We start from the raw sequence: 24,418 nt of genomic DNA on the forward strand, positions 1-24,418 counted from the left end.
GCGGCCCTCGTTGGCTGTCGGCCCGTTGTGAATGTCGCAGACCGCCTCCCGAGCGTCAACAGGTGCGAAGGCCGCACCGGCGGCCGCTGCCGAGGGCCGGTGCCGTGCGGCATCCGTCGGCCGAGTCGCGATCCGCGAGATTACGCCGGTCTCACCCCATAGATGCTTGCGGCGCATCAATCCATGCAACTTCGCTTATGGAACTGCATCGTTGGCCGGACGTAGTCTCGCGCCATGACCAACTCTCCCGAAACCTCCGCTCCGTTCGCTCCCGGCTCCGTCGCTCAGGCGGGGCCGCTGCTCGATTCTCTCGAGCGGACGCTGCAGGACGAGTACTCCGTGGTGCGCCTGCCCGACGACCTCGCAGCCCTCGACCCGACGGATGCCGCGAAGGTGCGCGCCGTCGTCACGAGCGGTCGCAACGGCGTTCCCTCCGAGCTGATGGCCGCCCTCCCGAACCTCGAGATCGTGACCAACTTCGGCGTCGGATACGACACGACGGATGTCGCCCAGGCGGTCGCCCGCGGCATCCGGGTGACCCACACGCCCGACGTGCTCACCGACTGCGTCGCCGACACGGCGCTCGGGCTCATGCTCGATGTCTTCCGCCGGTTCGGCGCCTCCGAGCGGTTCCTGCGCGACGGCGCGTGGGAGTCGGGAGGGTTTCCGCTCACGCGTCGTTTCTCGGGCAGCACGGTCGGCGTGCTCGGCCTCGGCCGCATCGGGCAGGCGATCGCCAGACGCGCCGCCGCCTTCGACACGACGATCCTGTACACGACCCGACGTCCTGTCGAGGGCGTGCCGTGGGAGCACGTGGCATCGGCCGTCGACCTCGCGCGCCGATCGGACGTCGTGGTCATCGCGGTTCCCGGTGGGGCGGCGACCGAGAACCTCGTGGATGCCGAGGTGATCGACGCGCTCGGACCCGACGCCTTCCTGGTGAACATCGCACGCGGCTCGGTCGTCGATGAGGATGCACTGATCGCCGCTCTCGAGGACGGTCGGATCGCGGGAGCCGGCCTCGACGTGTTCGCGCATGAGCCGTACGTGCCCACGCGGCTCATCCGCGATGACGTGACGCTGCTGCCCCACGTCGGCAGCGGCACGCACGAGACCAGGATCGACATGCGAGACCTCACACTCGCGAACCTGCGGGCCCACCTCGACGGTCGGCCGCTGCCGACACCGGTGGCGGAGATGTCGGCACTCTGATGCAGACGGCGCATTGATCCATCCACCATTTGGTTTGTAAGCGCATCGTTTCACGCATAGCGTGACGATTGTTCAGATCCGAGCCGGATACCGGCGCGACACCCCAGGAGTGCACCGTGGCACGATTCACGCCCACCGAGCTGGCCGACCACCTTCGCGAAGGTCTTCTCTCGTTCCCCGCGACGGCGTTCACGCCGGAGCTCGAATTCGACGAGAAGCGCTACCGCGAGCACGTGGAATGGCAGGCGAGCTTCGGGGTGGCCGGTCTCTTCGCCGCCGGTGGCACCGGCGAGGGGTTCAGTCTCGATGCGGCCGAGTCCGCAGCAGTCGTCCGCGCGGCCGTGCAGTCGTCGCGACCCGAGGTTCCGGTGCTCGCCTCGGCCGGCGGCTGGACCCGGCACGCGATCGCGAACGCCCGGGCGGCCGAGGAGGCCGGCGCGGAGGGGATCCTCGTGCTGCCCCCCTACCTCACCGAGTGCGACCAGGCGGGTCTCGTCGAGCACGTCTCGGCGATCGCCGCGGCGACGAAGCTCGCGATCATCGTCTACAACCGCGGCAACGCCATCTACTCGGCCGAGACGATGGCGATCCTCGCCGAACGGCACGAGAACGTCGTGGGGTTCAAGGACGCCACGGGCGACATCGAGCACCTGGCATCGGTCTACGTGCGCAACGGCGAGCGCCTGTTCTACCTGGGCGGTCTGCCCACCGCAGAGACCTACGCGCTGCCGCTGCTGCAGATGGGCATGAGCACGTACTCGTCGGCGATGTTCAACTTCGTCCCCGAGTTCGCGCTCGAGTTCTACCGCGATGTGCGCGCTCAGGACCGGGCCGCGGTGACCGAGAAGCTGGGGCGCTTCGTGCTGCCGTACATCGCGATCCGCAATCGAGGGAAGGGATTCGGCGTCTCGATCGTCAAGGCGGGTCTCCGTCTGACCGGACACGGCGTCGGCCCCGTGCGCCCGCCGCTGCACGACCTGTCGGCGCAGGACGACGCCGATCTGGCGCAGCTTCTCGAGCGCGCCGGCCTGCTCGCCGCCGTTCCCGCCTGACCTCGCCGATCCTCTCGGCACCACCGCCGTCGACTCAAGGAGTGTGACATGACCACCGCCATCCTCACCGGGCATTCGTCGATCGCCGGACGTTCGGTGCCCGGCACCGGCACCGCGCTGTACGCCATCGCCCCGGCCACCGACGAGCAGCTCGAACCCCCCTACTCGCAGATCGACGTCGAGCAGCTCCGCGCGGCGACCGCCGCCGCGGCCGAGGCCTTCACGTCGTTCTCCCGACTCGCCCCCGAGGCTCACGCGGCGTTCCTCGAATCGATCGCCGACGAGATCGACGCGATCGGCGACACGCTGATCGCGCGGGCGATGCAGGAGACCGGGTTGCCGCAGGCGCGACTCCTCGGTGAGCGTGCTCGGACCACCGGGCAGCTGCGGCTGTTCGCCGACGTCGTGCGTGCCGGAGAGCACCGCGGCGTGCGGATCGACCCGGCGCAGCCGGACCGCACACCTCTTCCGCGTGTCGACATCCGCCAGCGCAAGATCGCGCTCGGGCCGGTGGCCGTGTTCGGGGCGTCGAACTTCCCGCTCGCGTTCTCGACTGCCGGGGGAGACACCGCATCCGCTTTGGCCGCCGGGTGCCCGGTCGTGTTCAAGGCGCACAGCTCGCATCCCGGCACGAGCGAGCTCGTCGCATCGGCGATCGCACGCGCCATCGACGCGCACGGACTGCACCCCGGAGTGTTCTCGCACATCTTCGGCCCCGGACGCAGCGTCGGGCAGGCGCTCGTCGCCGACCCCGACATCCACGCCGTCGGGTTCACCGGATCACGCGAGGGCGGTCTCGCGCTCGTACGCACGGCACAGGCGCGACCGGTGCCGATTCCCGTCTACGCCGAGATGAGCTCGGTCAACCCGGTGTTCATCCTGCCGGGGGCCCTGCACGGCGACGTCGAGGCGCTCGCCGCGGGGTACGTGCAGAGTGCGACGGGGTCGAGCGGGCAGCTCTGCACGCAGCCCGGTGTCGTCTTCGTCCCTCGCGGCGCCGAGGGCGAGGCGTTCCTGCGGGCCGTGTCGGAATCCCTGCGTGCGGCCACAGGGCAGACCATGCTCTCGCCGAGCATCGCGCACGCGTGGCGCGACGGTGTCGCGACCAGAGACGAGAACGCCGAGGTGCTCGCGCGGGGAACCGACGGCGAGGGGCCGCACGCTCCGGCGCCGGTGATCCACGCCGCCGAGCTCTCGTCGTTCGAAGAGAATCCCGTGCTGAACGAGGAGATCTTCGGGGCCGCGTCCCTGGTGGTGCGCTACGGCGACGTCGCCGAGCTGGTGGAGGCCGCCTCGCGGCTCGAGGGTCAGCTGACCGCCACGCTGCAGCTGAGCGCCGATGATCATGAGCTCGCCGCCGCGCTCCTTCCGGTGCTCGAGCGCAAGGTCGGGCGCATCCTCGCGAACGGATGGCCCACCGGGGTCGAGGTCGGGCACGCGATGGTCCACGGCGGACCTTTCCCCGCCACCAGCGACTCGCGCACGACGAGCGTCGGAAGCCTCGCGATCGAGCGCTTCCTGCGCCCGGTGGCGTATCAGAACATCCCCGATGGACTGCTCCCCGAGGTGCTGCGCGACGCCAACCCCTGGCACGTGTCGCGTCTCGTCGACGGGCGGCGCGAGGTGTCGGCATGACCTCCGTGCCCACGATCGAGAGGATCGAGGTCGTCCCGGTCGCCGGCCACGACTCGATGCTGCTGAACCTCTCGGGCGCGCATGGGCCGTTTTTCACACGCAACATCGTCATCGCGACGGACTCGGACGGACGGGAGGGGCTCGGCGAGGTCCCCGGCGGCGAGTCGATCCGCGGCACCATCGCCGAGGCCGCGGAGTTCCTCGCGGGCCAGCCGGTCGGCCGATACCGCTCGCTGCTACGGGCGATCGCGACCCGCTTCGCCGACCGCGACGCGGGCGGTCGTGGGCTGCAGACGTTCGATCTGCGCACGACCGTGCACGCCGTCACCGGCATCGAGTCGGCGCTCCTCGATCTGCACGCCCAGCACCTCGGCGTGCCGGTCGCGGAGCTTCTCGGCGACGGCCAGCAGCGCGACAGTGTGCCGATGCTGGGGTATCTGTTCTTCATCGGCGATGCTGACCGCACCGACCTCCCCTATCTGCGCGAGAGCGGCGACGGGTGGGAGAGCGTGCGGCGCGAAGAGGCGATGTCAGCCGATGGCATCGTGCGCTTGGCCGAAGCCGCGCAGACGCGCTACGGGTTCTCGGACTTCAAGCTCAAAGGCGGCGTGCTCGACGGCGAGGTCGAGGCCGACGTCGTCACCGCGCTCGCTGAACGGTTTCCCGAAGCGCGCATCACGCTCGACCCGAACGGCGGGTGGCTGCTCGAGGACGCGGTGCGCATCGGCCGCCGCCTGGCCGATGTGCTCGCCTACGCCGAGGATCCGTGCGGCGCGGAAGGCCGATTCTCGGGTCGAGAGGTGATGGCGGAGTTCCGTCGCCGCACCGGCCTGCGAACAGCGACGAACATGATCGCGACGGACTGGCGAGAGATGGCGCACGCGATCCGCTCCGACGCCGTCGACATCCCGCTCGCGGATCCGCATTTCTGGACCATGGCCGGTTCGGTGCGGGTGGCGCAGCTGTGCCACGACTTCGACCTGACGTGGGGGTCGCACTCGAACAACCACTTCGACATCTCGCTGGCGATGTTCACACAGGTCGGCGCAGCGGCGCCAGGCGAGATCACCGCGCTCGACACGCATTGGATCTGGCAGGACGGCCAGCAGCTGACGGTCGATGCGCCCGAGATCCGAGACGGGGCGGTGCGAGTGCCCGACCGCCCGGGGCTCGGCGTGACGATCGACCGCGCTCGGCTCGCCGAGGCGCATGAGCTGTATGTCGAACACGGGCTGGGAGCCAGGGACGACGCCACCGGCATGCAGTACCTCGTGCCCGGCTGGCAGTTCGACAGCAAGCGGCCCTCTCTGGTGCGCTGAACGGGCGCCTGTCGTTCGTTGAGCGAAGACGACGTAGTCGCCTGAGACGAAACGTGGTGATCCGACGGACCCGGTGAGGTGCGTTTCGTCTCGCGCGGCTCCGCCGTGCTCGCTCAACGACCGGGGATGCTCGGCGCGGGACTACTCGAACCCGCCGGTGAGCCTTCCCCGCATCCGCTGGCTGCTGTCGTTCATCCCGATGATCTCGACCGTCTTGCCGAGCGCGGTGTACTTCGTCTCGATCGCATCCAGAGCTGCGACCGTCGAGGCGTCCCAGATGTGCGATCCGGTGAGGTCGATGACGACGCGGTCGGGATCCTCCGGGTACGAGAACAGGGTCGTCAGGTCGTTGCTCGAGGCGAAGAACAGCTCGCCGGTCACCGTGTAGGTGACGGCGTCGCCGGCATCCGACAGGGTCCGGCTCACCGACACGAAATGCGCGACCCTCCGCACGAACAGCACCGACGCGACCAGCACTCCGCCGACGACGCCGACCGCGAGGTTGTGGGTGATGAGCACGAGCACGACGGTCGCCACCATCACGAACGTCTCGCTCTTCGGCATCCGCTTGAGGGTCGACGGCTTGACGCTGTGCCAGTCGAACGCTCCGATGGCGACCATGATCATCACGGCGACGAGGGCGGCCATGGGGATCGTGCTCACGAAGTCGCCGAAGACGACGACCAGCAGGAACAGGAAGATGCCGGCGCAGAACGTCGAGATGCGGGTGCGCGCGCCCGAGGCCTTGACGCCGATCATGGTCTGGCCGATGACGGCGCATCCGCCCATGCCTCCGAAGGTTCCGGAGAGGATGTTCGCCACGCCCTGAGCCCACGACTCCCGCGTCTTGTTCGAGTGGGTGTCGGTGATCTCGTCGACGAGCTTGGCGGTGAGCAGCGACTCCATGAGTCCGACCAGCGCCACCCCGAGCGCGAACGGCGCGATGATCGTGAACGTCTCCCAAGTCAGCGGCACGTTCGGGATGAACAGCTCGGGCAGGCTCTTCGGCAGCTCGCCCTGATCGCCGACCGTCGGCACCGTGATCGCGAACGCCATCACCACAGCGGTCACGATGATCACCGACACGAGCGGCGCCGGCACGATCGTGGTGATCTTCGGCATCGCGATCATCACGATGATTCCCAGCGCGACCAGCGGGTAGACCAGCCACGGCGCATCGATCAGCTGCGGGAACTGCGAGCTGAACACGAAGATCGCCAGCGCGTTCACGAACCCGACCATGACGCTGCGGGGGATGAAGCGCATCAGCTTCGCGACACCCAGCACCCCGAGGATGACCTGGAAGATGCCCGCCAGGATCACCGTCGCGATGAAGTAGTCCATCCCATACGTCGGCGCGACCGGGGCGATCACGAGCGCGACGGCTCCGGTCGCCGCGGTCACCATCGCCGGACGCCCACCGAGGAAGGCGATCGACACCGCCATGATGAACGACGAGAACAGTCCCACCTTCGGGTCGACGCCCGCGATCACCGAGAACGCGATCGCCTCGGGAATCAGCGCGAGACCCACGACCAGACCCGCGAGCACCTCGCGCGTCAGCATCCTCGGACTCTTCAGCGCTTCGAGAACCGTCGGGTTCGCCCGATAGCGGGCACGATCGTCGACCGCAGTTGCAGACATGGGGATGCTCCAGAGAAGGTGCCCGGGGGTGGGGCAGAACAGTTAAGGGTACGGCGGATGCGGGGGCCTGCCGTTCCCCGGGTCGTTGAGCGACGTCCCCGGTCGTTGAGTGACGTCCCCCGGTCGTTGAGCGAAGTCCCCGGTCGTTGAGCGAAGACGACGAAGTCGACTGAGACGAAACGCGGCGAGGGCCCGTCATCGAGCTGAGCGCCCCTGTCCGGTGTCGGCGGCCGCGGATAGAGTGCGGTCATGGAACCCGTGCCGACCGACTTCTGGGGCGTCGTCGTGCCCTCGTGGCTCGGCGCCGTGGCATCCATCGCGGCGTCGACCGTGGCGGTCATCGCGTTCATCAACAGCCTGTCGGCGAAGGGCGGGGTGCGCGAGATCGGGGAGGCGCTCAACCGCGAGCCGACGGCACAGCCGGGTGGCCGCAGCCTCCGGGCGTCGTCGGTTGCCGAGCCGGAGCCGTGGATGTTCCGCAGCGATGGACGGGTCGGGAGCTTCCGCAACACGAGCGGGGAGGTTCTGACCGTGTCAGGCATCACGGCGACGGCCGGCATCGAGGCGACGTTGAGCGAGCAGCTTCCGCTCGACGTGCCGCCGACGGCGTCGTTCGAGGTGCTTCTGGGTCGGACTCTGGGAGGTCCAGCGGTGCGCGGCGTCGCGATCGAGTGGGTCCGCGAAGACGGTGAACTGCTCTCGCGCACGTACTACCTGTAACTCGGGACTGCGGCGTCGCAGCGTTCGGGGCGTCTCGTCTCGGGCGGCTTCGCCGGCCTCGCTCGACGATCGGGCGGAAGTCGAGCCGAATCAATAAGCACGGCTCTTAGCGCGACAGTTGATGATTTCTGCAACCCATGCAAGCGAAACGGTGTGCACATCGCTCTCAGATTTTGCGCGCACCCCGTCTCGGGCGGATACTCATCCCATCCGCGCCGCACGTCTCGGCCGGGAATCGACATGCACAGAACCCCTGCTCTCGCCCCTGACACGACCATCGCCATCGTCGGCGCCGGCCGTCTCGGCGGCGTACTCGCACGGGCGTTGCGCGCGGCAGGCCTTGTCGTCCGGGGGCCTCTGCGCCGGGAGGACTCGATGCCGGATGCCGACATCGCGCTGCTCTGCGTCCCGGACTCCGCCATCGCAGCGGTGGCCTTCGCCGCCCGGCCCCACGCGCGGCTCGTGGCGCACGTCTCCGGTGCGACGCCGCTCACCGACGTCGACTTCAGCCTCCACCCGCTCCAGACCTTCACCGGCAAGGAGACGAGCGAGGTCTTCCGCGGCATCGGCGTCGCCGTCGATGGGCGCACGCCCGAGGCGCTCGAGACGGCTGAAGCGCTCGCGCGGGTGATCGGTGCGAACCCCTTCCACGTCGACGACGCCCACCGCGGGGAGTATCACGCCGCCGCATCCTTCGCCTCTAACTTCGTGCTGACCGTGCTCGATGCCGCTGAAGACCTCGCGAAGGATGCAGGCGTCGACCGCGAGCACCTCGCACCGCTGGTGCGCCAGACGGTCGAGAACTGGGCGGCGCGCGGCGCGGCATCCTCGCTCACAGGGCCGATCGCCCGCGGTGACGAGACCACCGTGGCGCGGCAGCGCGCAGCATCCGGCGACTACCGAGACCTCTTCGACGCGCTCGCCACCGCCACCCGCGCGGTCGCCGGACGCGCACCACATGCGACCGCCCACACGACCGCCGATCACGCGGCTACCCAACAGACCGCCGTCACCGAGGAGCCACAGGCATGAGAATCCTCCGCACGATCGCCGAGGTGCGAGCCGCGGTTCGCGACGCCAAGGCAGCGGGCCGGTCGGTCGGACTCGTGCCGACGATGGGCGCGTTCCACGAGGGGCACCTCTCGCTCATGCGGGCGGCGCGAACGGAGAACGACCTCGTCGTCGTCTCGCTGTTCGTCAATCCGACCCAGTTCGCCGCGAACGAAGACCTCAGCACCTACCCGCGCGACGAGGCCCGCGACGCCGCGCTCGCCGAGGCCGAAGGCGTCGACATCCTGTTCGCACCGGATCGGGCCGAGATCTACCCCGATGGGTTCGCCACGAACATCCACGTCGCGGGCATCACCGAGGTGCTCGACGGAGCGAGCCGCGGACCCCACCATTTCGACGGCGTCGCCACCGTCGTCACCAAGCTGTTCGGCATCGTCCAGCCCGATGTCGCCTATTTCGGTCAGAAGGATGCGCAGCAGGTGTTGGTCGTGCGCCGGGTCGTGCGCGACCTCGACCTCGACGTGCGCGTCGTGGCGTGCCCGATCGTGCGCGCAGCAGACGGGCTCGCGATGAGCTCGCGCAACGTCTACCTCGACGCGGATGCTCGCGCCCAGGCGACCGCGCTCAACCGCGCTCTCGATGCCGCCGACGCGGCGCACCGATCGGGGGAGCGCGACGGCGACAGCATCCTCTCCTCCGCCCACGCTGTGCTCTCGGCGGCCGGAATCGACGCCGAGTACCTGGAACTCCGGGATGCCGAGACCCTGCGGCCGGTGGCGGTCGTAGACCGGGACGCGCTGTTGCTCGTCGCCGCGCGCGTCGGCGCTGCCCGGCTGATCGACAACCACCTGCTGACTCTCACCTCGACCAGCTCGACCACCGAGACCACCGAGACCAGCGAGACCACCTCGACCACCGAGACCAGCACGACCACCGACGGAAAGGGAGATGCCTGATGCGACGCACCATGCTGAAGTCGAAGATCCACCGCGCCACCGTCACGGGCAGTGACCTCCACTACGTCGGCTCGATCACCGTCGACCCCGACCTGCTCGAGGCCGCTGACATCCTGCCGCACGAGCAGGTGCACGTCGTCGACGTCGACAACGGCTCGCGCTTCGAGACCTACACGCTGGTCGGCGAACGTGGGTCCGGCGTCATCCAGGTCAACGGTGCCGCCGCCCGCCTCGTGCACTCCGGCGACACGATCATCGTCATCTCCTATGCCGACTACTCGCCCGAAGACCTCGCCGACTACGAACCCGTCGTCGTGCACGTGGATCGGTCGAACGCCATCGTCCGCGTCGACGACGCCGTCGGTGAACTGGTGGCGACCCGATGAGCGCTCACGCCGCCCCGACCAAGCGCCTCACCCTGCGCGATCTCGACGTGAAGAAGCATGCCCGCGAACCCATCGTCATGGTCACCGCGTACGACTTTCCGAGCGCGCAGATCGTCGAGGATGCCGGCGTCGACATGGTGCTCGTCGGCGACTCGGCCGCGATGACGGTGCTCGGCTATGACAGCACGGTGCCCGTCACGACCGACGAGATGCTGATGCTCACGAAGGCGGTGCGGCGAGGACTCACCACGCCGCTGCTCGTCGGCGATCTCCCCTTCGGGTCGTACGAGGCGTCGGACGAGATCGCCATCGCGACCGCGCAGCGCTTCGTCAAAGAGGCGGGAGTCGACCTCGTCAAGATCGAACGCGGCGGCGCCACGGTCGATCGTGCCCGCGCGCTCGTGAATGCCGGAATCCCCGTCGTCGGGCACGTCGGGCTGACGCCGCAGACAGCCACGTCGCTCGGCGGATACCGCGCGCAGGGACGCACCGCCGACGCCGCACTCACCGTGATCGACGATGCCCTCGCCCTGCAGGACGCCGGAGTCTCACTGATCGTCATCGAAGCCGTGCCGTCGGAGGTCACCGCGGCGCTCGCACCCCTGCTGCGCATTCCGCTGATCGGCATCGGAGCCGGAACGGATGCCGACGGCCAGGTGCTCGTCTTCCACGACCTGCTGGGAATCTATGCCGGCGGGGTCGCCAAGTTCGTCAAGCGCTATGCCGATGTGCGGTCTGTGTCTGTGGCCGGAGTCGCGGCGTACGCGAGCGAGGTGCGCGAGGGCGTGTACCCGGGGCCCGAGCACGGATACGGGATGGCCGAGGGCGAGGCTGAACGGCTGCGGGAGTTGCTCGCGGGGCGGTAGGCATCCGGCATCCGATGCTGCGCGTGCGTCGCATCCGCGTCGCAGGCCTTCCGACCCTCACGCCTCCCAGCGCAGGATGTCGCCCGGCTGACACTCCAAGACCTCGCACAGAGCGTCGAGGGTCGAGAAGCGAACGGCCTTCGCGCGCCCGTTCTTGAGCACAGCGAGGTTCGTGGGGGTGATGCCGATGCGCTCGGCCAGCTCGCCGACACCCATCTTGCGCCGCGCCATCATCACGTCGATATCGACGACGACGGGCATCAGATCACCTCGTTGTCGAGCTCCGAGCGCAGCGACTGTGCTTCGGTGTCGCGCTCGATGGCCTGCCGCAGCAGCGCCTTCATGACGACGACCAGCAGGGCGATGCCGCCGAGCACGACGCCCGCGCCGCCGATGAGCGCCACGAGGCCCGGCGCGGCCGAGCCCGGTGCGAGTATCGCCGCGAGGATCCAGGCGAGTGCCGCGGCCACGAGGATCGCTCCGATGATCACGTCGATGTAGCGGAACGACGAGGTCGAGAAGATCGATCCGCGGCGCACTTTCGTCAGCAGCATCCATACGCAGATGCCGAAGACCTGCAGGGTGCCGACGCCGAGAACCACGATCGACACGAGGGCGATCCGGCCCCACAGTTCTTCGGCCGCGAGGTCGATCCACAGCAGCCGCACGATGAGCGCCTGCACCGCCACGGATCCGATCAGCGCCACCACGATCACGACCTTCAACACGACGATCGTCGACTTCCCCATGACTCCACCTCTCATCGAGCAACAACAGAAATCTATCGTTAATCGTTCGATAGGGGAAGTCGGCGGATGCGGGTCGCGGCGCTTCTGGAGGAGATCCGCCCTTCGGGAGGAGGGATTCGCGCGAAGTCTCCTCCCGAGGCGCAGTTCTCCTCCCGAGCGGTTCTCCTCCCTCGGGAGGAGTCCTCCGCAGCGGTTCTCCTCCCGAGGTGCAGGACTCCTCCCGAGGAAGTGGGGGCTTCGTGATGCGCGTCCTCCCGATACGGCCTCCCGAAGGGGGCTGTGAGCCCCGCGGGGACGCGGCGCTTCGGGAGGAGATCCGCCCTTCGGGAGGAGAGATTCGCGCGAAGTCTCCTCCCGAGGCGCAGTTCTCCTCCCGAAGAGGTGAGCACCTTGTGATGCGGGTCCTCTCGCTGCGCACCCCGATGCGGCCTCACGAAAAGTGAGGGCCCGCGCGCGCCAACCCCGCGCCCGCCTACTCCGCGCGGCGTACCCGCAGCACGAGGGCCACCACCGCGAGCACGATGACCACGACCCCGTATCCCACGCACACCGCGCCGAGCCCGAACACGCCGACCAGGGTTCCGGCGACGACGGCCGGCACGCCGAACGCGAGGTACGCGAGAAGGTAGATCACGGCGAAAGTGTCGGCGCGATCGGTGGCGGGGATGCGCGGTGCGAGTGAGGCGACGACTCCGGAGAACGCGGTGCCGAAGCCCATGCCGGTCACAGCCGTCGCGGCGAGGTAGAAGGGAAGCGACTCGACGCCGAGTGCGATGAGCGACAGCGCCGTGCCGGTCGCGAGAGCCGCGGTGCCGAAGATCACAGAGGTGCGCGGTCGGCGATTGCGGAACACGAATGCGGTGATCACGCCGATGCCCGCCAGCATCGCGACGGCGAGACCCTGCCAGACATGCGCTTCGCCGCCGAGCTCGGTGCGCACGATGTTGGCGCCGAGCGAGAGGAAGAGCCCGCCCGTCGCCCACCCGGCGATGATCGCCGGTGCGCCCCGCCAGAAGTCCGAGCGGATGCCGGCGGGCACCGACAGCCGGAAACTCAGCGACCCCCACGCCCCAGGATGCAGCGGTGCAGTCTCGGGTGCGAGGAAGAACAGTGCGGCGAGCACGAGGTAGATGACGGTGAGCGGTGCGAAGACGTCGAGCAGCGGTTGGCCGGTCACATCGAGTGCGATGCCCGAGACGAGCGCGCCGAGCGCCAGGCCGATTCCGGGGCTGAGGGCGTTCCAGAGGGCGGCGACCCTCGAGCGTCCGCCGGGTGCGAGATCCAGGGCAGCGGCCGAGAGTGCTGCGATGAGCACACCGCTCGCGGCACCTTGCAGGATGCGCGCGAGCATCAGAGTCGCGACCGAGTCGGCGTGCCAGAAGAGCAGCATGCTGCCGGCGAGCAGCAGGAGCCCGCCGATCGCGACGGGACGGCGTCCGATGTGATCGGAGAGGGAGCCGGCCGAGAGCAGCGCGAGCAGCAGTGCGATTGCGTAGACGGCGAAGACCGCGCTGATGACGATCGCGTCGAATCCGATCTCGGCGGCGAGCACCGGATAGAACGGCGAGGGAGCGCTCGCGCCGGTCATCATCGCGATCTGCGTCACGATCGCCAGCGCGAATCCGAACCGCGGGCGGCGGATGGCGGATGCTGGCCCCGGGGTCGTGGTGATCGGTGCCGTGGTGGTCATGCGTGCTCCCGCGGGGTCGGTCTCGAGTCCTGAGTTCGAGAATCATCGAACTATCGGAGCGTACTCGCGTTCCACGGATTGTTCAACTATTCTCGAACCATGCCAGGCGAACTCCCGCACCCGGATCGCTCCGAGATCCAGCTCACCGACGTGCTCTTCGCGCTCAGTGACCCCGAGCGCCTGGCGATCGCGCGGCAGCTCGCCGACGGCCCGCTCGACATGGCCGCGTGCCACTCGACCGATCCGAACCTCCCCAAGTCGACCAAGTCGCACTTCATGAAGGTGCTGCGCGAGGCGGGCGTGATCCGCAACGAGGCCAACGGCCGACGACGGCTGCTGACGCTGCGGCGCGACGATCTCGACGCGCTGTTCCCTGGGCTGCTCGAGTCCGTTCTCCGGGCCTGAACACCGGTCCGCGCGCGCGGAGCGAGCTCGCCGCTCGGGAGGAGATCTGCCCCTCGGGAGGAGAGATTCGTGCGAAGTCTCCTCCCCACGGACAGATCTCCTCCCCAAGGTGTGCGAGCCCCAGGGTGTGCGAGCCCGAGGGTGTCTGCCCGAGTGTGCGAGCCCGAGTGTGCGAGACCGAGGGTGTGTGCCCGAGGGTGTGAGAGCCCGAGGGTGTGCGGGGCTGAGGGAGCGGCGAGCTCAGCGGAAGTACGACGCCCCGTTGAGGTCGAGCAGGGTGCCCGAAGCCCACACCGCCGAGGAAGACGTGAGGTAGGCGACCGCATCCGCCACCTCTTCGGGGGTGCCGACGCGACCGAACGGGCTCTGCCCGCGGATGCTGTCGCCCTGCTCGCTCTCGAGCTTCGCCGACTGTCGCTCGGTCGCCACCATGCCGGGAGCGACGGAGGTCACCGAGATGCCATGCGGGGCGAGAACGAGGGCCATCGACTGGCCGAACGCCTGCAGCCCCGCCTTCGTCGCGGCGTATGCGGGGTGGTCGGCCTCGCCGCGGAACGCTCCACGCGACCCGACGTTGACGATCGCCCCGCCGGATCCGCGCTCGATCATGTGCTGCGCGACGAGCATCGTCACGTTCGACGCCCCGAGCAGGTTGACCGACACCATCGCAGACCAGGCGGCCTGCCACTCGGCATACGACGCCGAGTCGACGCGATGCGCGTTGGCAGCGCTCGGCGCGACCGCGGCGTTGTTCACGAGGATGTCGAGCGAACCCAGGGCGGCGACGGCCTCCTCGACCACGCGCTGCGCCTCGACCGGATCCCCGAGGTCGCCGCCGATGACCGCGTGCCCCGATCCCTCGAGTGAGGCGAGGGTCTGCTCTGCGGCATCCCGATCGCGGCCGTAGTGCACGACGACACGATCGCCTCGGCGGGCGAACGCCTGAGCGACCGCGCGACCGATGCCTCGCGAGCTGCCCGTGATCAGCGCATGCGCCATCTCAGGACGCGACCTGCGCACGACCGATCGCGTGCACCGGCGGCTCGATCTCGGCCCAGACCGAATCGAGCGAGAGGTGCAGCACACCGGCGATCGCCGCGATGGTCGAGAAGGCGGGAGTCGCGACCCGACCCGACTCGATCTTGCGCAGAGTCTCGGGGGAGACACCCGCGTCGAGGGCGACGCTCAGCATCGACCGCTCGCCGCGCGCTCGCCGCAGCAGGGCGCCGAGACGCTCTCCGCGTTCGACCTCGGCGGGAGTCAGTGGCATGCGAACCATCATGTGCCCATTCTAATACCGGGATAGTATTACCGGGATAGTTATTGGACTGACCACGACGCCGAATGCGGAGACCACGATGATCGAGATCCTCAACGACGACCAGCTCGCCCGGGCGAGGGATGCCGGGGCGCTCGTCGGCAGCATCCTGCAGTCGCTGAAGCAGCGCACGACGGTCGGCGTGAACCTGCTCGATCTCGACCGCTGGACGAAGCAGATGATCGAGGATGCCGGCGCAGTGTCCTGCTACGTCGACTACGCCCCGTCGTTCGGCCGCGGGCCCTTCGGACACTACGTCTGCACCGCGGTGAACGATGCGGTGCTGCACGGGATGCCGCACGACTACGCGCTCGCGGACGGCGACCTGCTCACCCTCGATCTCGCGGTCACTCTGCTCGGGATCTCGGCGGATGCCGCCATCAGCTTCGTGGTCGGCGACAGTGTCGGATCCACCGACGATGCCGCATCCGCAGATCTGGCGATGATCGACGCGACCGAACGAGCGCTCGCCGCGGCCATCGCCGTCGCCCGCCCGGGCGCCCGCATCGGCGACCTCTCGCACGCGATCGGCACGGTGCTCAGCGATGCCGGCTACCCGATCAACCTCGAGTTCGGGGGCCATGGCATCGGCTCGACGATGCACCAGGACCCGCACGTCGCGAACGCTGGGCGCCCCGGTCGTGGCTACACGCTGCGCCCTGGTCTGCTGCTCGCGCTCGAACCGTGGGTCATGGCCGACACCGACGTGCTGGTGACCGACGCCGACGGCTGGACCCTCCGCAGCGCCACCGGCTGCCGCACGGCCCACACCGAGCACACGATCGCGATCACCGAGACCGGAGCCGAGATCCTCACGCTCCCGCGCTGAGCGTCACTTCTTGCGCGACCCGCTCCGCACGCGGCGCACCGCACGGCCGGCCAGGTCCTTGAGTCGCCCGCCGGGCCACTGCCGGCGCAGCTCGACAGAACCGCCGCGCCCGACGACCGGCGTGCACGTGCGACCCGCGAGCAGCGGCGAGTGCCCCGCGGCCGCGAGGGTCTCGGCATCCGCGGTGAGGGGCACGTCGAATGTCCACCCCGCCCGCCTGACCGTCACGAACAGCTTCGCGCCGCGTGACTCGTCGGCAGGCCCGAACACCTTCAGCGGATCGATCGCGACCGAGATCGCACCGAGGCTGCGCGGATGCACGGAGGCGATGCGACGCTCGACCCCTGCAGCCTTGTCGCGCAGCACCAGCTCGACCTGATCGTTCTGCAGCTCGCGCCCGGCTTCGAGCAGAGCGGTCGGCAGGCCGTCCATCGACACCGGCAACGAGGTCAGACGCCCCGTGCCGTGTTCGAACACGAGGGCTTCCTGTCCATCGCGGGTGACCGAGACGTCGAACGTCAGATACAGGCCGCCACCCCGCGACCACCGGGCCGACGTCACGACCGCGCGGCATTTCATCTCCATCTCGAACCGTGCGAAGCCCACCAGGTCGGCCCGCCGATCGGCGCGCAGCAGCCCTGCCCGGATGCGGTTCGGGAACGACAGGCCACCGTCGACGCCCGGTCCGAATCGGCGCTTCGCGAGCGGCCCGACCACGTCGATCAGACGGTCGCGATACTCATCCGGGTAGCCGAGGAACTTCTTGCCGGTCAGTCGCTTCAGGATCTTTCCGCGGAACCAGTGACGCAGCAGCCTGTCGCGCAGTCGCCCGGGCTCGGTGTAGCGCTCGACCAGGTCGAGAACGGCCTCGAGATGAGGGAAGTACGTCTCCGGCTCGATGCGCGACGAGCTCGCGCTGCCCGCATGCTTGACCCACGCGTAGCAGGGCTGGCTCGCGAGGATCGAGATCGTCGACGCCTCGAAGTATGCCCGCATCACGAACAGGTGATCTTCGAGCCGCACCTTGCCGTCGGGGAAGCGGATGCGGTTCTCGCGCAGGAACGAGGTGCGGAACATCTTGTGCGGCGTCAGCATCTCGAGCAGCGGATCCTCGCCGAGGCGCGCCCGGGGCACGTCCTTCCGGAAGATCCGGCTCGGCAGCCGGCGGCCGATGCCGACCTCCTTGCCCACCACGACATCGGAGGAGTGCTGGTCGGCATAGTCGCAGAGGGCTTCGAGGGCGCCGTCGTAGAGCCAGTCGTCCTGATCGACGAACTGGATGTACGTGCCGCGTGCATCGTCGATGCCGTGGTTGCGCGGGGTTCCCGGCCACCCCGAATGCGCAAGGTACGCCACGCGCACGTAGTCGCGATCGCGCGCGATCTCGACCAATCGCGCGGCCGTCTCCTCGCCCGAGCCGTCGTCGCACAGCAGCACCTCGAACCGGTCGTGATCGAGCGTCTGTCGGTTGAGGGAGTCGATGAGTTCGTCGAATGCCGCTCCCGGTCGGAACACAGGGACGACCACGCTCACCCGGATGGAAGTGGACGCAGGGGAAACGGCAGCAGAATTCGACATCGACATCAGTGAAACATCGTCGGCTGTGGAGCGCAGGGGGCTTGCTTTCAGGAGCCCGTGCGTGCAGTGCGCGTCAGCGCCCCTGGGTGTGAGCTGCGCACATCCGCCGGAGTTTCTCGACGATGCCGGATTCCCACCCGGCACTCAGCCTTAACGATATATCGTTGACTATCGCTCACCACTTCCGGGAGGTCATCATGAACAACGCATTCCCCTCGAACCCGTTCGGCGGATCCGGCTTCGGCTCGGGCCCCGGCGGACCCGCATCCGCGATCTTCGATGCCATGGACCAGCTCCGCAAGACGTTCGAGCAGCGCCCCAGCGGCGGCTCGCGCATGGCGAAGGGAGACGTCCGCACCGCGGTGCTGTCGCTGCTCGCCGAGAAGCCGATGCACGGCTACCAGATCATCAACGAGATCGCCGATCGCAGCGGCGGTTCGTGGAAGCCCAGCGCAGGCTCGGTCTACCCCACGCTGCAGCTGCTCGCCGACGAGGGCCTCATCGAGGCCGATGAGCAGAACGGTCGCAAGACCTACTCGCTCACCGAGGCCGGCCGTGCCGTCGCCGCCGAGCACACCGAGACCCCTGCCCCGTGGGAGTCGCAGTCGAAGGGCGAGGGCTCGCACGACAACCCCCGCTACAGCGCACTGCCGAAGGCCGGTGTCGACCTCGCGGCCGCCGCCGCAGCCGTCGGTCGCAGCGGCAGCACCGAGCAGGTGCAGCAGGCGGTCGAGATCCTCGATGAGGCCCGCCGTAGGCTGTACTCGATCCTCGCTCAGGACTGATCGCACACGACCCAGGGACGACACATGACGGATGCTGCGGCGCAGGGCGCCCATCGTGCCCGGTACCGCCGCATCCTGTCGTTCGCGGCGCGCGAGTTCATCAAGGTCTGGTGGTTCGAGCTCGTGCTGCCGCGCTTCGGCATGAGCTCGATCGCCGAGCGCACCCGCGCCCCGCGCATGCAGCGCTTCGCGAAGCGGTTCCACGTGCTCGCGGTCGAGCTCGGCGGACTCATGATCAAGGTCGGGCAGTTCATGTCGTCGCGCCTCGACGTGCTGCCCCCTGAGATCACGAAAGAGCTCGAGGGCCTGCAGGACGAGGTTCCGGCGGTGCCGTTCACCGGCATCCGCGCGGCCGCCGAGGCCGAACTCGGGATGCCGCTGGAGCAGGCGTATGCCTGGTTCGACGAGACACCGGTTGCTGCCGCATCCCTGGGACAGGCGCACCGAGCCCGCCTGTCGGCGCAGGATGCCGTCGACACCGGACTCGCGAACGTCGTCGTCAAGGTGCAGCGTCCGGGCATCGACGAGATCGTCGCGGTCGACCTCGCGGCGCTGCGCCGCGTCGCTCGCTGGGCGATGCGCGTCAGGCTCGTCAGCGACCGCGTCGACGCCCCCGGCCTCGTCGAGGAGTTCGCCCAGACCAGCCTCGAGGAGATCGACTACCTGCACGAGGCCGCGAGCGCCGAGCGGTTCCGGGAGAACTTCGCCGGGGATGCTCGCGTCGACGCCCCCGAGATCGTCTGGGAGCGGTCGACGCGCCGCGTGCTCACGCTGTCCGACGTCACGGCGATCAAGATCAACGACACCGATTCTCTGCGTGCAGCGGGCATCGATCCGTCGGAGGTCGCCGACGTGTTCGCGGAGGTCATGTTCGATCAGGTGTTCACGCACAGCTTCGTGCACGCCGACCCGCACCCCGGCAACATCTTCGTGACGCCGGAGCCGGCATCCGCCACCGGCAGGAACTTCCGCCTGACCTTCATCGACTTCGGCATGATGGCCGAGGTGCCGGACAACCTTCGCGACGGCCTGCGCACGCTGCTGATCGCGGTCGCCGGTCGCGACAGCCGCGGGCTCGTCACCGCGGCGCAGGAGATCGGCGTGCTGCTGCCGTCGGCCGACACCGCCGAGCTCGAACGGGCGCTCCGTGCGCTGTTCGCCCGCTTCGGCGGCATGGGCTTCGCCGAGCTGAGCAAGGTCGACCCCCGTGAGTTCACGGACTTCGCCGACGAGTTCGGCGACATGGTGCGCTCGCTGCCGCTGCAGCTGCCCGAGAACATGCTGCTGCTGATCCGCGCGGTGTCGCTGACCTCGGGCATGTGCTCGAGCCTCGATCCCTCGTTCAACGTGTGGGATGCCGCCGAGCCCTACGCCGCACGGCTGCTGCGCGACGAATCGGGCAACCTCATGCAGGACATGGCGCAGCAGGCCATGGAGACCGCCGCCGTCACATACCGCCTGCCCAAGCGCATCGACGCGATCATCACCCGCGTCGACGACGGCAACGTCACGTTCGACACCTCGGCCCTCGAACGCCGCCTCGACCGACTCGAAGGCATCGCGCGCCGCATCGGCTCGGGGGTGCTCTTCGCCGCGATGCTCGTCGGCGGCGCGCTGCTGGTGCCCTCGATCCCGCCGCTCGGCATCACGCTCATCTGCGTCTCGGCACTGCCCCTGCTGCACTCGGTCTTCGGCGGTCGCCGCCAGCCGCGCTGACGGGCCGACCCCGGCCGCAGAATGCCGGCATGGGAGAATTGGTTCCCATGGACACTCCGGACGACACCCCCACCTCACGGACCGACGCTCCGAAGACCAACACCGCCGCAGTCCGACAGGCTGCGAAGGCCACGGAAGCCGCCCAGAAGATCGTCCGCGACATCGCGGCCGTGCCGCCGCGCGGCGTGCACCCCGCGCTCGTGCCAGGGGTCTCGGTCGAAGAGACCGGGCGCACCTATCGCACCGATCCGCTCGTCTTCGGCATCGCCGTCGCGCTGACAGTCGCCTTCATCGCATGGGGAGTCTTCGCGGGCGACAACCTCTCGGGCACGACGTCCACCGTGCTCGCATGGGTCGTCGAGTACTTCGGCTTCTTCTTCACGACGATCGCCACGGTCATCCTCGTCTTCATGCTGTTCATCGGCTTCAGCCGCTACGGACGCATCCCCCTCGGCCGTGACGACGAAGAGCCCGAGTTCTCGATGTTCTCGTGGATCTCGATGCTCTTCGCCGCCGGCATGGGCATCGGGCTCGTCTTCTGGGGCGCCGCCGAGCCGCTCACCTTCTTCGAGAACCCGCCGCCCGGCACCGTCGAGGCCGACACTCTCGAGGCCATGCACACCGCGCAGGCCCAGGTGCTCTACCACTGGGGTCCGCAGGCGTGGGCGTTCTACGCGCTCGTCGGTGGCGCGATCGCCTACGGCGCGTTCCGCCGCGGCCGCACCCCGTTGATCTCGTCGATCTTCGCCCCGCTGCTGGGTGAGGGCCGCACCACGGGCCCGCTCGGCCGCACGATCGACATCTTCTCGATCATCGTCACGCTGTTCGGCACCGCCGCATCACTCGGCCTCGGCGCACTGCAGATCGGCCACGGCGTCGAGATCGTGAGCGGCATCGGCGAGCTCGGCAACGGCGTGCTCATCGCCGCGATCGCCGTGCTCACGGCCTGCTTCATCGCATCTGCCGTATCGGGCGTATCGAAGGGCATCCGCGCGCTCTCCAACATCAACGCGGTCGTCGCGCTGCTGCTCGCCTTCTTCGTGTTCTTCGTCGGTCCGACGCTGCTCATCCTCAACGTCATCCCCTCCGTCGCCGTGCAGTTCCTCGGCGACCTGCCCGAGATGGTCGCCCGCTCGGCATCGCAGGGCGATGAGGCGCAGATGTTCCTGTCGAGCTGGACGATCTTCTACTGGGCGTGGTGGATCTCGTGGTCGCCGTTCGTCGGCATGTTCATCGCCAAGATCTCGCGCGGCCGCACGCTGCGCCAGTTCGTCTCGGTCGTCATCGTCGTGCCCGCCGTGATCTCGCTCGTGTGGTTCGCGATCTTCGGCACGACGGCGATCCAGCAGCAGATGAACGGCGCGAACCTCTCGGTCGATCCGCCGGAGGAAGTGCTCTTCGGCGTGCTCGAGAACCTGCCGTTCCCGCTGATCACCAGCATCGTCCTGATCCTGCTCATCTCGATCTTCTTCATCACCGGAGCCGATTCGGCCTCACTCGTGATGGGCACGCTCTCGCAGCAGGGCCGCCCCGAGCCGTCTCGCTGGGTCGCCGTGGTGTGGGGAGTCCTGGTCGGCGTGATCGCCGCGGTGCTGCTCGTCACCGGCGAAGAGGGCAGCGGTCTGAAATCGCTGCAGAACGTCACGATCATCGCCGCTCTGCCGTTCGCGGTGATCATGGCGTTCATGATGGTCGCGTTCATGAAGGACCTGCGGCGCGACCCGATGATCCTGCGCGAGCGCTATGCCCGCATGGCCGTGCGCCACAGCGTCATGGCCGGTCTCGAGGAGTACGGCGACGACTTCGCCCTCGTGCCGGTCGAGTACGACCACTCGGGAGACGACCTCGCCTGGATCGACGAGGCCGACGTCGACGACAGCCTGGCCGAGGTCTACGCGACGGCCACCGAGGCGATCGACATCATCCCCGCCGACGCCGCCAGCTCCACGGATGCGGATGCGGATGCGGATGCGGATGCGGGTGCCGACCCTGCGGGCCTCGCCGAGCGCCCGTCCTGACTTCGGGTGCGATACCGGCCCCGCACGCGGGATCGGCCTCGGTGCGGGGTCAATCACGCATCCGAAACGGGTGTTTCCGGTGCGAAATTGGCCACCCACGCCGCCGAAGGTGCGAGATTGACCATCCACGCCGTCGGCGGTGCGAAAGTGCCGCGCACGCGGCTTCGCACCGGTGCGGGGTCAATCAAGCATCCGAAACGGCCGCCAGGGGTGCGAAATTGACCAACCGCGCCGCCAGGGATGCGAAACTGACCATCCACGCCGCCGCCGACGGGATCAGCCGAGCATCCAACCCCCGCGCGGCCCGGGGTGTCAGGCCACGGCCGGCGTCTCGGCAGAGTCCGCCTCACCGGGTGCGACGGTCTCGACCGGCACGGCCGCGGCGGCGGTGATCTTCGCCGCCATGCCCGCGAAGATGAAGCCGTGGAACGGCAGCACGCCGAGCCAGTACAGCCGACCAGCGAGCCCTCGGGGGAAGAACACGGCGCGCTGCTCGTAGCGCGACCCGTCGCCGTCGGGCAGCGCGCGCAGTTCGAGCCACGCATCGCCAGGAACCTTCATCTCGGCGCGCAGGCGCAGCAGTCCGCCGCTCGCGGGGGAAGAGTCGGTCTTGCGGCCGGGCTCTTCGACGGCCTCGACGCGCCAGAAGTCGATGGCGTCGCCGACGCGCGCCTCGGCCTTGCTGCGGCGTCCACGGCGAAGGCCCACGCCGCCGACGAGGCGGTCCATCCACCCGCGCACGGCCCACAGGAACTTCGACGAGTACCAGCCGTTCGAGCCGCCGATGCCGATGATCACGCGCCACAGGCCGTCGACCGGTGCCTCGGTGCGCAGCTTGCGCGTGTCGGTGAACACCGTGCGACCGGCCCAGTCGGGGTCGCTCGGCAGCGGATCGCTCGGGGCGCCCGAGACCTCGGCATCCTTCCAGCTCGTCTCGATGGTGTCTGCGGCGTCGCGACCCAGCGCGAGCGAGACCGCCGTGCGATACGGGGTCAGCCCGCCGTCCGGCTGCGGAATGAGGTCGTCGATCGCGTGGTCCTTCACGATGCACTCGTTCTGCAACGACGCGACGAGCGGTCGGGCGATCGACCGTGGAACCGGAGTCACGAGATTGACCCAGTGCGACGCGAGACCGGGGGTCAGCACCGGCAGTGCGGCGATCGCACGCTGACGGAGTCCGGCTTCGAGCGCGTATCCGTTCATCATCTGGCCGTATCGCAGCACGTCGGGTCCGCCGATGTCGACCGCGCGGTTCACGTCGTCGTCGACGCGGGCAGCGCCCAAGAGGTAGTGCAGCACGTCGCGCACGGCGATCGGCTGGATGCGGTTGCGCACCCACTTCGGCGCCGGCATGTAGGGCAGCACATCGGTGAGGTGGCGGATCATCTCGAACGATGCAGACCCCGAGCCGATCACGACGCCCGCCTGCAGCACGAGCGTGGGCACGCCCGACTCGAGGAAGATCTCGCCCACGCGCACGCGGGATCGCAGGTGCGGCGACAGCTTGGCATCCTCGGGGTGCAGCCCGCCGAGGTAGACGATCCGACGCACTCCGGCCTTGGCCGCGGCATCCGCCACCGTGGTGGCCGCTCGTTCGTCGCTCTCTTCGAACCCCTTGCCCGCGGTCATCGAGTGGATCAGGTAGTAGACCACGTCGACATCCTTCATGGCCTCGGCGACGGCTTCGGCGTCGTCGGCCGAGCCCTCGACGATCTCGCAGTCGGGACCCCAGGGGAAGGATGCCGCACGCGCGGCGTCACGGGCCAGTGCGCGCACCCGGTATCCGGCGTTCAGCAGCCGCGGGGTCAGCCGCCCGCCGATGTATCCGGTGGCACCGAGCACCAGCGCGCGAGGTGCCGATCCGTCGTCGCGGGGGAGGGCGCGCAGGGCCTCTTCGTGCCCGGTGGGCTGCGTGAGCTCGGTCATGACTCGAGCGTAGGCGCGAATCCTGAAGTTTTCACTAGGCTGGCGAATCACTAGTTCATCTAGTAATCTTTTCACCGAGGAAGGGGAATCATGTCGACAGCAGCGCAGTACCGCACACGCCGCGATCTCCGATCGCGCCGTCTCGTTCCGATGGACTCCGTCGACGTCGCCCCGCTCTCGGCCCGCGCGGCCGTCGGCCGTTCGACGGGGATCCGACGGGTCCCGGTGGCCCCTGCGCGACCTCCCCTCTGGAAGTCCGCCGGAGTCGCCGGCCTCATCGCGGTCATCGCCGCGGCAACCCTGCCGCTGGCGGCCTCCGCGCTCGACATCCCCCTGTGAGACGACATCACAGCACCCCGACTGCAGACCACCGCTGGTAAGAGAAAGGATCCCCCATGGGACTCGATGACAAGATCAAGAACACCGCGCAGGACCTCGCCGGCAAGGCGAAGGAAGCCGTAGGCAAGGTGACCGACAACGAGAAGCTCGAGGCGGAGGGCCGCGCCGACCAGGCAAAGGCCAACGTCAAGCAGGCTGGCGAGAACGTCAAGGACGCTTTCAACAACTGACGACAGTGACACAGAGCGGGGAGGCGGCGTATGC

General features: G+C 68.8%; 24 protein-coding genes. 16 read left to right on the forward strand and 8 right to left on the reverse strand.

Annotation, left to right across the window (positions count from 1 at the left end; genetic code table 11):
* The first annotated feature begins 234 nt into the window (after positions 1–234).
* The 4 genes from OPU70_RS12145 to OPU70_RS12160 all read left to right on the forward strand — a co-directional run bounded on the left by OPU70_RS12145 (position 235) and on the right by OPU70_RS12160 (position 5,218).
* Positions 235–1,212: an NAD(P)-dependent oxidoreductase gene (locus OPU70_RS12145; protein WP_475123353.1), complete on the forward strand. Its 978-nt coding sequence runs from the start codon at positions 235–237 to the stop codon at positions 1,210–1,212.
* A 116-nt stretch (positions 1,213–1,328) separates the two neighbouring features.
* Entirely contained in the window at positions 1,329–2,264 is a 936-nt protein-coding gene (locus OPU70_RS12150; RefSeq protein ID WP_042540707.1) for a 5-dehydro-4-deoxyglucarate dehydratase, read from the forward strand.
* 48 nt (positions 2,265–2,312) lie between these two features.
* The gene (locus OPU70_RS12155; protein WP_498557896.1) at positions 2,313–3,899 is read left to right on the forward strand and encodes an aldehyde dehydrogenase (NADP(+)); all 1,587 of its coding nucleotides are present in this window, start codon (positions 2,313–2,315) and stop codon (positions 3,897–3,899) included.
* Positions 3,896–5,218, forward strand: coding sequence for an enolase C-terminal domain-like protein (locus OPU70_RS12160; RefSeq protein ID WP_498557897.1), 1,323 nt, complete (start codon positions 3,896–3,898; stop codon positions 5,216–5,218). Before OPU70_RS12155 ends, OPU70_RS12160 begins: the two co-directional genes overlap by 4 nt.
* Positions 5,219–5,359: 141 nt before the next feature.
* On the opposite strand, the gene OPU70_RS12165 is transcribed toward OPU70_RS12160, so the two are convergent.
* Positions 5,360–6,862 (reverse strand): SulP family inorganic anion transporter, encoded by a 1,503-nt coding sequence (locus OPU70_RS12165; protein WP_498557898.1) that lies wholly within the window; start codon positions 6,860–6,862, stop codon positions 5,360–5,362.
* 249 nt (positions 6,863–7,111) lie between these two features.
* Here OPU70_RS12165 and OPU70_RS12170 point away from each other — a divergent pair, with 249 nt between their 5' ends.
* The 5 genes from OPU70_RS12170 (at position 7,112) to panB (ending at position 10,801) form a co-directional block, all read left to right on the forward strand.
* Positions 7,112–7,582: a hypothetical protein gene (locus OPU70_RS12170; protein ID WP_498557899.1), complete on the forward strand. Its 471-nt coding sequence runs from the start codon at positions 7,112–7,114 to the stop codon at positions 7,580–7,582.
* Between the two features lie 240 nt (positions 7,583–7,822).
* Complete coding sequence (locus OPU70_RS12175; protein WP_498557900.1) at positions 7,823–8,614, forward strand: DUF2520 domain-containing protein; 792 nt, start codon at positions 7,823–7,825, stop codon at positions 8,612–8,614.
* Positions 8,611–9,549: a pantoate--beta-alanine ligase gene (gene panC, locus OPU70_RS12180; RefSeq protein ID WP_498557901.1), complete on the forward strand. Its 939-nt coding sequence runs from the start codon at positions 8,611–8,613 to the stop codon at positions 9,547–9,549. The genes OPU70_RS12175 and panC overlap by 4 nt, the downstream gene beginning before the upstream one ends.
* Entirely contained in the window at positions 9,549–9,935 is a 387-nt protein-coding gene (gene panD, locus OPU70_RS12185; RefSeq protein WP_079112033.1) for an aspartate 1-decarboxylase, read from the forward strand. Before panC ends, panD begins: the two co-directional genes overlap by 1 nt.
* Complete coding sequence (gene panB / locus OPU70_RS12190) at positions 9,932–10,801, forward strand: 3-methyl-2-oxobutanoate hydroxymethyltransferase (protein ID WP_498557902.1); 870 nt, start codon at positions 9,932–9,934, stop codon at positions 10,799–10,801. The genes panD and panB overlap by 4 nt, the downstream gene beginning before the upstream one ends.
* Positions 10,802–10,858: 57 nt before the next feature.
* On the opposite strand, the gene OPU70_RS12195 is transcribed toward panB, so the two are convergent.
* From OPU70_RS12195 to OPU70_RS12205, 3 genes are all read right to left on the reverse strand, one after another.
* The gene (locus OPU70_RS12195) at positions 10,859–11,062 is read right to left on the reverse strand and encodes a helix-turn-helix domain-containing protein (RefSeq protein ID WP_042540715.1); all 204 of its coding nucleotides are present in this window, start codon (positions 11,060–11,062) and stop codon (positions 10,859–10,861) included.
* Positions 11,062–11,550, reverse strand: a complete 489-nt coding sequence (locus OPU70_RS12200; protein WP_498557903.1) for a DUF2975 domain-containing protein — start codon at positions 11,548–11,550, stop codon at positions 11,062–11,064. The genes OPU70_RS12195 and OPU70_RS12200 overlap by 1 nt, the downstream gene beginning before the upstream one ends.
* A 472-nt stretch (positions 11,551–12,022) precedes the next feature.
* On the reverse strand, positions 12,023–13,240 hold the full coding sequence (locus tag OPU70_RS12205; protein ID WP_498557904.1) for an MFS transporter: 1,218 nt from the start codon (positions 13,238–13,240) through the stop codon (positions 12,023–12,025).
* 99 nt (positions 13,241–13,339) lie between these two features.
* Between OPU70_RS12205 and OPU70_RS12210 the strand changes: the two genes are divergently transcribed.
* A complete protein-coding gene (locus OPU70_RS12210; protein ID WP_042540718.1) occupies positions 13,340–13,645 on the forward strand; it encodes an ArsR/SmtB family transcription factor in 306 nt (101 codons plus the stop codon).
* Positions 13,646–13,885: 240 nt separating this feature from the next.
* Here the strand turns inward: OPU70_RS12210 and OPU70_RS12215 are convergent, their stop codons facing one another.
* Together OPU70_RS12215 and OPU70_RS12220 are read right to left on the reverse strand one after the other, a co-directional pair.
* Positions 13,886–14,644, reverse strand: a complete 759-nt coding sequence (locus OPU70_RS12215) for an SDR family NAD(P)-dependent oxidoreductase (RefSeq protein ID WP_498557905.1) — start codon at positions 14,642–14,644, stop codon at positions 13,886–13,888.
* A gap of 1 nt (position 14,645) precedes the next feature.
* The gene (locus OPU70_RS12220; RefSeq protein WP_056376399.1) at positions 14,646–14,924 is read right to left on the reverse strand and encodes a helix-turn-helix domain-containing protein; all 279 of its coding nucleotides are present in this window, start codon (positions 14,922–14,924) and stop codon (positions 14,646–14,648) included.
* Between the two features lie 79 nt (positions 14,925–15,003).
* Between OPU70_RS12220 and map the strand changes: the two genes are divergently transcribed.
* Entirely contained in the window at positions 15,004–15,792 is a 789-nt protein-coding gene (map, locus tag OPU70_RS12225; protein WP_498557906.1) for a type I methionyl aminopeptidase, read from the forward strand.
* A 3-nt stretch (positions 15,793–15,795) separates the two neighbouring features.
* Here the strand turns inward: map and OPU70_RS12230 are convergent, their stop codons facing one another.
* The gene (locus OPU70_RS12230) at positions 15,796–17,325 is read right to left on the reverse strand and encodes a glycosyltransferase family 2 protein (RefSeq protein ID WP_498557907.1); all 1,530 of its coding nucleotides are present in this window, start codon (positions 17,323–17,325) and stop codon (positions 15,796–15,798) included.
* A gap of 242 nt (positions 17,326–17,567) precedes the next feature.
* On the opposite strand from OPU70_RS12230, the gene OPU70_RS12235 reads away from it, so the two are divergent.
* From OPU70_RS12235 to OPU70_RS12245, 3 genes are read left to right on the forward strand one after another with little or no spacing between them, the layout of a single operon-like run.
* The gene (locus tag OPU70_RS12235) at positions 17,568–18,155 is read left to right on the forward strand and encodes a PadR family transcriptional regulator (RefSeq protein ID WP_042540719.1); all 588 of its coding nucleotides are present in this window, start codon (positions 17,568–17,570) and stop codon (positions 18,153–18,155) included.
* Positions 18,156–18,179: 24 nt separating this feature from the next.
* Positions 18,180–19,871: an ABC1 kinase family protein gene (locus tag OPU70_RS12240; protein ID WP_498557908.1), complete on the forward strand. Its 1,692-nt coding sequence runs from the start codon at positions 18,180–18,182 to the stop codon at positions 19,869–19,871.
* Positions 19,872–19,918: 47 nt separating this feature from the next.
* On the forward strand, positions 19,919–21,889 hold the full coding sequence (locus OPU70_RS12245; protein WP_498557909.1) for a BCCT family transporter: 1,971 nt from the start codon (positions 19,919–19,921) through the stop codon (positions 21,887–21,889).
* 312 nt (positions 21,890–22,201) lie between these two features.
* Here OPU70_RS12245 and OPU70_RS12250 read toward each other — a convergent pair whose 3' ends face one another.
* Entirely contained in the window at positions 22,202–23,815 is a 1,614-nt protein-coding gene (locus OPU70_RS12250; RefSeq protein ID WP_498557910.1) for an SDR family oxidoreductase, read from the reverse strand.
* A 90-nt stretch (positions 23,816–23,905) separates the two neighbouring features.
* Between OPU70_RS12250 and OPU70_RS12255 the strand changes: the two genes are divergently transcribed.
* Together OPU70_RS12255 and OPU70_RS12260 are read left to right on the forward strand one after the other, a co-directional pair.
* Complete coding sequence (locus OPU70_RS12255) at positions 23,906–24,154, forward strand: hypothetical protein (protein ID WP_498557911.1); 249 nt, start codon at positions 23,906–23,908, stop codon at positions 24,152–24,154.
* Between the two features lie 56 nt (positions 24,155–24,210).
* Complete coding sequence (locus OPU70_RS12260) at positions 24,211–24,384, forward strand: CsbD family protein (RefSeq protein ID WP_079112043.1); 174 nt, start codon at positions 24,211–24,213, stop codon at positions 24,382–24,384.
* The last annotated feature ends 34 nt before the right edge of the window (positions 24,385–24,418 follow it).

It is taken from the genome of Microbacterium sp. SWDP-B6, from assembly GCF_059803615.1.

Excerpts from the sequence above, each read along its gene's own strand:
- panC (WP_498557901.1), top strand. The coding sequence starts at position 8,611 with ATGAGAATCCTCCGCACGATCGCCGAGGTGCGAGCCGCGGTTCGCGAC.
- OPU70_RS12155 (WP_498557896.1), top strand. The coding sequence starts at position 2,313 with ATGACCACCGCCATCCTCACCGGGCATTCGTCGATCGCCGGACGTTCG.
- OPU70_RS12175 (WP_498557900.1), top strand. The coding sequence starts at position 7,823 with ATGCACAGAACCCCTGCTCTCGCCCCTGACACGACCATCGCCATCGTC.
- OPU70_RS12160 (WP_498557897.1), top strand. The coding sequence starts at position 3,896 with ATGACCTCCGTGCCCACGATCGAGAGGATCGAGGTCGTCCCGGTCGCC.
- OPU70_RS12255 (WP_498557911.1), top strand. The coding sequence starts at position 23,906 with ATGTCGACAGCAGCGCAGTACCGCACACGCCGCGATCTCCGATCGCGC.
- OPU70_RS12215 (WP_498557905.1), bottom strand. The coding sequence starts at position 14,644 with ATGGCGCATGCGCTGATCACGGGCAGCTCGCGAGGCATCGGTCGCGCG.
- OPU70_RS12250 (WP_498557910.1), bottom strand. The coding sequence starts at position 23,815 with ATGACCGAGCTCACGCAGCCCACCGGGCACGAAGAGGCCCTGCGCGCC.
- panD (WP_079112033.1), top strand. The coding sequence starts at position 9,549 with ATGCGACGCACCATGCTGAAGTCGAAGATCCACCGCGCCACCGTCACG.
- OPU70_RS12165 (WP_498557898.1), bottom strand. The coding sequence starts at position 6,862 with ATGTCTGCAACTGCGGTCGACGATCGTGCCCGCTATCGGGCGAACCCG.
- OPU70_RS12145 (WP_475123353.1), top strand. The coding sequence starts at position 235 with ATGACCAACTCTCCCGAAACCTCCGCTCCGTTCGCTCCCGGCTCCGTC.
- panB (WP_498557902.1), top strand. The coding sequence starts at position 9,932 with ATGAGCGCTCACGCCGCCCCGACCAAGCGCCTCACCCTGCGCGATCTC.
- OPU70_RS12210 (WP_042540718.1), top strand. The coding sequence starts at position 13,340 with ATGCCAGGCGAACTCCCGCACCCGGATCGCTCCGAGATCCAGCTCACC.
- OPU70_RS12220 (WP_056376399.1), bottom strand. The coding sequence starts at position 14,924 with ATGGTTCGCATGCCACTGACTCCCGCCGAGGTCGAACGCGGAGAGCGT.
- OPU70_RS12170 (WP_498557899.1), top strand. The coding sequence starts at position 7,112 with ATGGAACCCGTGCCGACCGACTTCTGGGGCGTCGTCGTGCCCTCGTGG.
- OPU70_RS12205 (WP_498557904.1), bottom strand. The coding sequence starts at position 13,240 with ATGACCACCACGGCACCGATCACCACGACCCCGGGGCCAGCATCCGCC.
- map (WP_498557906.1), top strand. The coding sequence starts at position 15,004 with ATGATCGAGATCCTCAACGACGACCAGCTCGCCCGGGCGAGGGATGCC.
- OPU70_RS12245 (WP_498557909.1), top strand. The coding sequence starts at position 19,919 with ATGGACACTCCGGACGACACCCCCACCTCACGGACCGACGCTCCGAAG.
- OPU70_RS12200 (WP_498557903.1), bottom strand. The coding sequence starts at position 11,550 with ATGGGGAAGTCGACGATCGTCGTGTTGAAGGTCGTGATCGTGGTGGCG.
- OPU70_RS12240 (WP_498557908.1), top strand. The coding sequence starts at position 18,180 with ATGACGGATGCTGCGGCGCAGGGCGCCCATCGTGCCCGGTACCGCCGC.
- OPU70_RS12260 (WP_079112043.1), top strand. The coding sequence starts at position 24,211 with ATGGGACTCGATGACAAGATCAAGAACACCGCGCAGGACCTCGCCGGC.
- OPU70_RS12235 (WP_042540719.1), top strand. The coding sequence starts at position 17,568 with ATGAACAACGCATTCCCCTCGAACCCGTTCGGCGGATCCGGCTTCGGC.
- OPU70_RS12195 (WP_042540715.1), bottom strand. The coding sequence starts at position 11,062 with ATGCCCGTCGTCGTCGATATCGACGTGATGATGGCGCGGCGCAAGATG.